Source organism: Chamaesiphon sp. VAR_48_metabat_403 (genome assembly GCF_031422475.1).
Classification (GTDB): Bacteria; Cyanobacteriota; Cyanobacteriia; order Cyanobacteriales; family Chamaesiphonaceae; genus Chamaesiphon.
The window spans coordinates 1-9,343 of record NZ_JANPLS010000003.1 but is presented as its reverse complement, the minus strand read 5'-3'; the positions used below and the strand labels follow the sequence as shown (position 1 = coordinate 9,343).

Annotated in this window: 9 protein-coding genes; 6 read left to right on the top strand and 3 right to left on the bottom strand. The window is 45.3% G+C overall.

What is annotated here, in order from left to right; translation table 11 throughout:
• The coding region (gene ilvC, locus RMO79_RS00190; RefSeq protein ID WP_310481020.1) for a ketol-acid reductoisomerase at window positions 1-949 on the top strand (949 nt) is incomplete at its 5' end.
• A gap of 123 nt (window positions 950-1,072) precedes the next feature.
• Here the strand turns inward: ilvC and RMO79_RS00185 are convergent.
• A complete protein-coding gene (locus RMO79_RS00185) occupies window positions 1,073-1,591 on the bottom strand; it encodes a hypothetical protein (protein ID WP_310481019.1) in 519 nt (172 codons plus the stop codon).
• 487 nt (window positions 1,592-2,078) lie between these two features.
• Between RMO79_RS00185 and RMO79_RS00180 the strand changes: the two genes are divergently transcribed.
• The 5 genes from RMO79_RS00180 to RMO79_RS00160 all read left to right on the top strand — a co-directional run bounded on the left by RMO79_RS00180 (window position 2,079) and on the right by RMO79_RS00160 (window position 5,082).
• On the top strand, window positions 2,079-2,570 hold the full coding sequence (locus RMO79_RS00180; RefSeq protein ID WP_310481018.1) for a hypothetical protein: 492 nt from the start codon (window positions 2,079-2,081) through the stop codon (window positions 2,568-2,570).
• A 50-nt stretch (window positions 2,571-2,620) separates the two neighbouring features.
• Window positions 2,621-3,685 carry a hypothetical protein gene (locus RMO79_RS00175; RefSeq protein WP_310481017.1) on the top strand — a complete coding sequence of 355 codons (1,065 nt, stop codon included), beginning with the start codon at window positions 2,621-2,623 and terminating at the stop codon, window positions 3,683-3,685.
• A 168-nt stretch (window positions 3,686-3,853) separates the two neighbouring features.
• Window positions 3,854-4,375: a photosystem I assembly protein Ycf3 gene (locus RMO79_RS00170; protein ID WP_295621927.1), complete on the top strand. Its 522-nt coding sequence runs from the start codon at window positions 3,854-3,856 to the stop codon at window positions 4,373-4,375.
• 131 nt (window positions 4,376-4,506) lie between these two features.
• Window positions 4,507-4,791, top strand: coding sequence for an Asp-tRNA(Asn)/Glu-tRNA(Gln) amidotransferase subunit GatC (gatC, locus tag RMO79_RS00165; RefSeq protein WP_310481016.1), 285 nt, complete (start codon window positions 4,507-4,509; stop codon window positions 4,789-4,791).
• 63 nt (window positions 4,792-4,854) lie between these two features.
• Complete coding sequence (locus RMO79_RS00160; RefSeq protein ID WP_310481015.1) at window positions 4,855-5,082, top strand: ferredoxin family protein; 228 nt, start codon at window positions 4,855-4,857, stop codon at window positions 5,080-5,082.
• Window positions 5,083-5,701: 619 nt separating this feature from the next.
• Here RMO79_RS00160 and RMO79_RS00155 read toward each other — a convergent pair.
• The gene (locus RMO79_RS00155) at window positions 5,702-7,822 is read right to left on the bottom strand and encodes an endonuclease (protein ID WP_310481014.1); all 2,121 of its coding nucleotides are present in this window, start codon (window positions 7,820-7,822) and stop codon (window positions 5,702-5,704) included.
• Between the two features lie 45 nt (window positions 7,823-7,867).
• The coding region (locus tag RMO79_RS00150) for a peptidase C1 (protein ID WP_396136481.1) at window positions 7,868-9,343 on the bottom strand (1,476 nt) is incomplete at its 5' end.

Sequence of the window (9,343 nt, the reverse complement as noted above, 5' to 3'; positions counted from 1 at the left end):
CGGCAAAACTGTAGCCATTATCGGTTATGGTTCCCAAGGGCACGCTCACGCGCTCAACCTCAAAGATAGCGGCGTAAAAGTAATTATCGGTCTATACCCAGGTAGTAAATCGGCGGCCATTGCCGAAGCCGAAGGCTTAACCGTCAAAACAGTTGCCCAAGCATCAGCCGCCGCAGACTTTATCATGATTTTGCTCCCTGATGAAGTCCAACGGGATATTTATGAAAACGAGATTAAACCAAATCTGAGCGCAGGTAAAACGCTGGCCTTCGCCCACGGTTTTAATATTCACTTTGGGCAAGTCGTTCCCCCTGCCGATGTCGATGTGGTGATGATCGCGCCCAAAGGCCCCGGACATACGGTTCGCTATGAGTACCAAAAAGGACAAGGGGTACCAGCTTTATTTGCCGTTTATCAAGATGCTTCCGGTCAAGCACGCGATCGAGCGATGGCTTATGCTAAAGGCATTGGCGGTACCCGTGCGGGTATCCTGGAAACTACCTTCCGCGAAGAAACCGAAACCGATTTATTCGGCGAACAAGCAGTCCTCTGTGGCGGTCTGAGTGCCCTAATTAAAGCTGGGTTTGAAACCCTCGTCGAAGCAGGTTATCAGCCCGAATTAGCTTATTTTGAGTGCCTCCACGAAGTCAAACTGATCGTCGATCTCGTCGTTGTTGGTGGTTTGGCAGAAATGCGTAGTAGTATCTCTAATACTGCGGAATATGGCGACTACACTCGCGGCCCTCGGATCGTTACCGATGCGACTAAACTTGAGATGAAAAAAATCTTGAGCGAAATCCAAACCGGACAATTCGCCCGCGAATTCATCCTCGAAAAACAGTCTGGAAATGCAGGTTTTACCGCCATTCGTCGCCGCGAAGCCGAACACCAAATCGAATCAGTCGGAAAAGATCTCCGTGCGATGTTTAGCTGGTTGAAGAAGAACTAGGATACCGATTTAGCGCGATCGATAAATTAACAAAACCTAGATCGCCGCAATTTGTGAAGATCTAGGTTTGATTTGGTTTTAACTTGGCTGCGTCCGACACGCGATCGGCTCGGCTCAGAACAACTAAAAAGTATCTTCAGTTGTAATAGTTTTCTCCATTTCATCGGCAACTAAGCCGACAGAGCTAATAATTTTGGCTAAATTTTGACTGCTGGTATCGGCAGAAATCTTAGCATTAAAAACTACTAAATTAGTACCGTTACTAGTCTTAATTATCTCCCACGAGCCGATCTTTTTACGGTTAGATTCTTGCATCATTTTGTAGCTCATGTCTGCTGGTAACGAGCTGTTATTTTTATAAGCAAGTGCATAAACCTCCCTAAATTCCAGATTTGTATCGTTGATTTTACTTGTGTCGGAATTAATTAACACTACCTGAGTGCGGTTATCTCGACAGGGTATAAGTACTTTAAAATCGCTATCGCTGGTAATTTCATATTTTAAGCCTGCTTGCTCTAGTGCCGATCGAATCCTTGCGTCTACTTCGCCAGCACTAGCTCCCGAGCCGAGTGTCGCCAAGATAGTTGATGTTACAAGTGCGATCGCAGCAAGACTTTTGAGATTGAATGGGCGATTCATCATTTGAGTTAATTCTAGAATTGGATATCGGGGACTAGGGTAAATTAAGTCGATCGAGTCTTATTATCGTCGATCTTCGTGTCAATGTTTCAAGTAGAAGTAAATTTGAGTCGTTGGCGAAGCCTCTCTGAAAGAGAATCGATTGAATTGGCAGATCGAGAACTAGGATAGATAAAAATCCCCACCAGGAGAACCCCTAGTGAAATTCAGGTATTGCTCCACAGTATGTATTTTGAGGCTTGAGCTTGATTTCTCCATTATACTCACCCGATCTGGTCGAATCGCACCCTAAAAAGTCACTATTAGTCTGTGGCATAAGTAAAGAGACTATTGTGTCGGAAATCGGGAATCAGTCAGGTAAGCTAGTAGCCTAGCCTTCGCCGCCTAGTACTACTTCCTTCACCGCGATAAATCGATGACTCGTTTGAAATTTTAGTTAAGAATGATCTGTCATAATTGGCATACCCGATCGCAAATTTATCTCTAAGCTATGAATCATCTCTGGCAGTTATTTTTACCACCAATACTCCTAGCTGATATGAGTTTAGTCCCAATTCTAATCGTTGGGGGTGCAGTTGCTATATTTTCCTCATTAGGCGTACTTACGATCGAAGCGATCGTATTTTATCGCGGCGGCTGGACTTGGGGAAAAGCTTTCTTAGATTCATTTTTGCTTAACTTAGCTTCTACTGTCGCTGGTTACGTTCTCTATCCGATCGTGGGTGGTGTAATTATAGTGTTGACAGAAAATATTAAAGTTGCCGCTCAGATCGAGCAGATTCTGGGTTATCTATTATGGGGAATAGCATTTATTCTGGCATTTGTGGGTACAGTCGCGATCGAATATTATGTTTTAATCTTGCTAAGGGGCAAAGAAGATCGCGCTAGATTTAAGAGATCGGTAGTTATTGCTAACCTCTGGAGTTACGGGGCAACGTTGATTCTAGGCTTGACAATTTACCTCTTTTTTATGCGTGGCTAGAATTATTAAACCATCCCGGCATTTAGCTTGAAGATTAGATAGATTAACTAATGATAATTAATAAAATCGATCGAGATCGACTAATAATTATATTATTGGGTTTGGCACACGGCATTGCCGATGCGGCGGCGGGGTTATTAATAATTAGACTGGCAATGTCGCCATCTGTAGGTGCGGGTTTGACAATTTTAACCTACCAATTTTTGGCTTTTGGCACTCAACCGATCGTCGGTTTAATTATCGATCGACATCATCGCGCTCGTGCGGGGGTAATTATATCTTTATTAGCAACAGCAGTCGGATTATCAGTGCGATCCATTTCTCCCAGCCTGACAATTTTACTCGCAGGTTTGGGTTCGGCGGCGTTTCATGTCAGTGCGGGATCGATCGTGGCTGTAACGGCAAAAAAATCGATCGTCCCGTTTGGTTGGTTCACCGCACCTGGTGTCGTGGGATTGGTATTGGGCGGTACTTTAGCGTTAAATACTCCATCGGATAATTATATTCTGGCAGCACTCGCGGCGATCGCCCTCTCGCTCAATCTACTGCTCCCATCCCAATCGAGCCTGGAGCGACTGCTAGATCGTCCTGAACCGAGTGAATTGGCAATTCCACTAGCAGGGAAAGAAGGCATCGGTTTGTTGCTCTTGGGGGCAATTGCGGTGCGCTCGCTAGTCTGGAACTTAGTTGATGCAGTCCATCAAAGCGATCGCCAGATTTTACTCTACCTCGCGCTAGCGGCAGGAGCTGGTAAGATAGCTGGTGGTATTCTAGCCGATCGGATCGGCTGGCGACAATGGGGGACGATCGCACTTATTGGTGCGGCAATTTGTCTCAATTATGGCACCCAGCGACAGGAATTACTATTATTAGGAGTAGCTTTGCTCCAATCTGTCACCCCGCTGGCACTAGCCGCGACGATTTCGCTGTGTCCCGGACTTCCAGCGACCGGATCGGGACTAGCCTTAGGTTTGGCGATCGCGATCGGCGGAATTATTTGCATCATCTTACCACCATCGCTCTCAACTACTAGTTATTCAAGCGCGATCGTCTTGGTAGCTCTAGGATTACTACTATCGGCAATTGTCAATCCAGCAACTCACACGAGACAATAGCTCATCTAAGATCCACCCTATTCCCTATCCCCTAGCTATTTGTTACAAAAATCGGGAAAAACGTTATCTGCGACTAGTTTCGATGCGGAGAACGATAAAATAGATACCTATAAGTAAAAATATCTTAATTACTAACTTTGGAGTATCGCTCCTTTCTTTTTTACTACTATGCCAAGAACCCAGAAAAACGATAACTTCATCGACAAAAGCTTCACCGTGATGGCAGACATCCTCTTGAAGATCATGCCCACCAACAAGCGTGCTAAAGAAGCTTTCGTCTACTATCGCGATGGCATGTCTGCTCAAGCTGATGGCGAGTATGCTGAAGCTCTCGACAACTACGAAGAAGCTCTGCGACTAGAAGAAAGTGATTACGATCGCAGTTATATTTTGTACAATATGGGCTTGATCTACGCCAGTAATGGCGAACACGAGCGCGCACTGAAGCAATACTTTCAAGCCGTAGAACTCAATTCTCGGCTGTGTCAGGCTCTGAATAACATTGCGGTAATCTATCACTACCAAGGCGAAAAAGCCGCAGATGAAGGCGATCTCACCGCCAGCGAAGCCTTATTAGGCAAAGCCGCTGAATACTGGATTCAAGCCATCAAAATCGCCCCCAATAACTACATAGAAGCCCAAAACTGGCTCAAAACCACCGGACGCTCTCAGCTAGATATATATTTTTAAAAGTGAATAGTGGATAGGTTTTAGGCTTTAGCGAAGATCTACCCACCCCACTGGTCGGGTCACCCGACCAGTAGCCCTACGGGCACCCCTCCTTGGAGGGGATTTTCCTTACTCCTTACTCCCCAAATCCCATGCTCGATCGCGAACAAGTCCACAAAGTCGCTCTCCTCGCCCGATTGGAACTAACTCCAGAGCAAGAAGAAAAATATGCCGTGCAGATGAGTAGTATTCTTGACTACTTCGAGCAACTAAGCGAACTCGATACCACCGATGTCGAACCCAAAACTAGAGCGATCGATATGAATAATATCACCCGCTCCGACGATCGATCTGCTTATCAAAATCTCGAAGGTATCTATGCCGCCGCACCCGATCGCGAAACTGATTTTTTCAAAGTACCAAAAATTATGACCTAGCCATCTTTATAAAGCAATTTACGCTACCATTGAATACTGTCGATATTTAGTAGAGAAAAAATCGTGGCTCATTCGATCGTTACCAATGTTTGTGAGGGTATAGCTGACTGTGTGATGGCGTGCCCCGTCGCCTGTATTCATGACGGCCCAGGCAAAAATACACTCGGTACGGATTGGTATTGGATTGATTTTTCGACCTGTATTGACTGTGGAATTTGTATCCAAGTTTGCCCGATCGACGGTGCAATTTTACCAGAAGAACGACCCGATTTACAAAGTACACCTAGTTAGTTTTTGTCCGATTCAGAATGGCGATCTTACGGTCGCTATTCCAACATTTTATATAATATCGCTCTGCCATCAAGTTTGATGGCAGAGTAATACCAAATTAAGTTTACCAGACGACAGATCGGCTCCTCCCCTTTAGAAGGCTACGGTGTATACACAAGTCGGCTGGGCTTCGTTTCTAGATCTAAATCCCCCAACCCCCTTAAAAAGCTACGGTGTAGACACAAGTCTGTTGGACTTCGTTTCTAGATCTAAATCCCCCAACCCCCTTAAAAAGGGCAGGGGGATTCCCACCAATTTCGCTTCGAGCTAGAGAGTGTATACACGGTAGCTTTTTAAGGGTGATTTAGCGGCATTTTTAGATCTAGGGTTCCCCCCGTTGGCGTAGCCTCTCCGACAGGAGATATAAAAAAACGACAAGACAGCGAAAAGTGCGTTCTTGGGGTTTCCCCAAGTAAAGCACCTTTTCAAGACAGGGGGATTCCCACCAACTTCGCTTCTCACCAGAGATGTGTATACACGATAGCTTTAGAAGGGGAGGTTGGGTGGGGTAAAGATCTGTCGCTTTAACTCTTTAAATTGGTCTAATTTTATAGAGCTAGGTCGAAACTAAATATGACAATTAACCCAATCCTAAAGTAAAATCGATCTTTCTAGCCCAATTGGGAAAATCGATGAACGGATTGCGATTTCCTTGTTTTTTAAAGATTGCCATATTTCGATGTTTTTCGTGTTCGGTAACGGCAAAATCTTGATGCCATCGCAACAATGTTTCTAATCGATCGGCTTTATATTCATTAATCGCGTTATTTATTTTGCCGGGATACCGCAATAAAAAGTACAGGGTAGCTCTCGCCGCCTCTCCTTTACCATTACCAGGTTCAAACTTTGACTCGCGGCGTTCGGATTTACCACAGTTACTCATAATTACTTCTTCAAAATCTAGAAAATCAAAGTAAGGAGTATTCCCTCGAAAGGTATTACACTTAACTTCGCAGGTAAATAAATGATGTAAATCACCTCTCATCGGTTCTTGTCGATCGAACCAAGATTGAGGCACGACATGTTCGCAATTATAAGGCATTTGCGCTTCTAATAAATCTAACTCCTCCCGGAAATTCTCCATTTGACTAGATGATTCGACTTTCATCATTTCCTGAATCCGATTATTTCTGAGCCGATCGATTTGTAAGTCTTCTCGAATAATTTCTTCTGGCGTATATTCTAGTTTTGAATAAATACTGCGAATCTTGAAATCTGGTTGTAGATCGACCCAAGGATAAAGTTGAATGTTTGGTTTGTAGCGTGGCTGACTAGTATGAGTATTAGTAAGTAACTCTTTTAACTTCCCAAACAATTGCTGGGGATCGAGGGTATTTGCAGCGGTAATGAGACTACCGTAATAGCTATCTCGATTTCGCTCGTCCGTAACTCGATCGTAGTAAGGAATCGTACCTCGACGTACCTGTTCTAAGAGTTGCATTTCTTGTTGCAACGGTGCGTTAGTACCGATAAATTGCTGTAATTCATCGCTACTCGATCCGCTGGAAATCGTAACGGCTGATGGTGTGGCAGGTAAACCGATTTGTCCGAGACTGACAGTTACTTGTAATGGAATAGTCCAAGTAATGCTCCGATCGCGTTCTGAAGATTCAAAATTAGACATAGTTTTAGTTTGTGGATCTAAAGACAATTCGGTTGGAGTAGCTGGTGCGAGATCGAATAGTCGATCGCGCAATTGTTTTTGTGCGATGGTCAGATTTTGTTGTTTTAAATGTCCGACGATCCGACTGATGCGGACTCCTTCATTGGCGACCCATTTCACCCGCGATTCCCCCATGTCTGGCTGCCAAATCCGACCATCGACAGTCAGAATATTGCCCAGATTATCTCGTGCGGGTACGCCAGAATGATGCAATCCCACTAATTCCCATCGATCGTTAAATACGGGCGCGCCAGAAGAGCCAGGAGCGGTGTCTGTGAGGTAGTGGAGAAAGTCATCTAATAAATCTACTACTCGATTTTCGCGAAGGGCTAATTGTTTGGGTTCGCCAGCCGGATGCTGGATGATATTGACATATTCACCGATAATGACTTTACCCTGTTCCTCAATTAACGGATTCCACCCAAAACTAGATACGGCTGGTCGATCGCCAGAACTCTCTTTGACAGCAACGATCGTGTAATCTAGTTCTCGATCGGTCGCGAAGAAAGTATCTGGATCTAGCTCGTAGCTCTGAGCCGATCGCATTGTGCCATCGAGATCGCTTTGATAATTGAACTCGATCTGACTGAGCCGAGCCGCTTGACTGGTTGATAGGACGTGATTGTTAGTCATCAGCAATCGGGGGGAAACCATCGATCCAGTTCCATACCCCGTCACCCGCAGACTATTACTGCGAATAATTACTCGACCGACAGATCGAGCCACCCGCAAGGCATATTCTAAGTAACTAACGGGCATCAAATCATTTTGACCGAGTACCCGCTCTTGAACTAACTGCCGAAATTCATCGGGAGCAAGCGATTGGACTCGATCGGCTGTAACTTTCTGACTTTCAGCGATCGTCATTCGTGCCAACGGATGATTGGCAATTCTTGTTAATAGCTTTGCGACCCGTTCTGGCGTATCTACATCGAGCGGACTAGTATCGCTCAATTTTTGTAAATAAGCATTCCGCTGCTGCTCTCGTTGTTGATAACGGGTAACTGTTGCTTGGATGATGCGCTCGTCAATTGCCATACACTCGTCCGCCTGTGAGTAGCTAAAGTTAGTTAAAGTCTCGGTTTACGATAGACGTTTCCGTCTCGAACGTAAGGAAGAAGCCGATCTCATAAAATTAAATTCAACTTGAGCAGCATCGGTGTTGAGAATTCGTGCCACAGTAGCTGCTACGGTAGCATTATCGTCATCAAAAGCTCCATGTTTTTCCGATCTTGAAGCCTGTGCCGAGCCTGCGGCTTCATGATTTGGGCTTAAAATCCAATCGAGGCGATCGGCTGCTAATAACTGTTGAAAAGATTGATGATTTTTGATAAATTTCTCCATGCCTAAAATTGGTTCGCCATCTCTGGCTAGCGGAATGCGCGGTTGTGATTCAAAGGCATTTGAGATCAGGTACAGCAGAGATTTGTTGTAAATCGCGGCACAATTATCGTCTTGCTCGGCGGTATCGGTGAGTGTAAATAGCGTGAATCGATCGATTTGTTTGCTGTCGATTGCGGGCTGGTAATATCGATCGAACAGGTCGATATTACAGGCTGGTGCCCATAGCGTACAGGACTCGATCGGCAAATTATAACCTGCCAGCCCTTTTAAATGACCGCTGGCAATTTTCCCCTTTGTCGTTAACAGCTCGACAATGGGGGCATGGAAAATAGCTCCCGCACTATGTCCCACGACATGGATCTCCACATCTTCGTCCCGCACGAGTTTAACAAGCTGTTCGATGGCTAATCGCGCGCCGCCAGATGGGTTGGCAGTAGCACCGATCGCATTTTCTTTCATCTCATTCCACATTACCCGACCAGGGCCGCGCACTAACGGTTCTAGCGCATCATCGAGTCGATCGAGCAGAAAATCTTTAGCATCATCCAAAATCCCTTCCGGTCGGCGACGGCGCAGCGATTCCCCTAAAATATTAGTTAGTGTCGTCCAGAAGTCGCTATGCCAAATAAATGAGATTGGATAGATTTTTAGATCGAGTAGTGTCGCCCGATAGTCGGCTAGTCGCTGTACGGCAGAATTTTCATCAACTAGTCCGCCATGCGCGTATAACAAGATCCGTTTTTTCGTCCAGCCTTGGGTAATCCGGGGAAAATCGGTTTGGAAAATACTCTCGATATCTTCGGGTGATGTGCCAAAATCCCCGCCTGCTTTTAATAGTCCATCGTTACCAAGGCTGATAATATGGGGTCTGAGATCGGCAAATGATAAGACTAACGGATTATTCGCTGCGGCTGAATGACTAATTGCCGTAGGTAAGTTCCGATTCAACTCAACTGCCGCACCTAAACGACAAACCCAAATATCATTGCCATTTATTAACCAATCATCGTAGGAAATACACGCAAATCCATTTAAGCCCCATTCCTTTCCCCAGGAGTTTTGAATCCAAAACCCTCGATCGTCATAAGCGACGATGGCAAATGCATGACCGCCTAAGATTTTAGCCGTTAACGGGATCGAACCTGCGGTAGTAATCTGATTCCAGCCCTCATGAACGGTGGCAGTTGCATATAAAATCCCCACTTCCGCGATGGC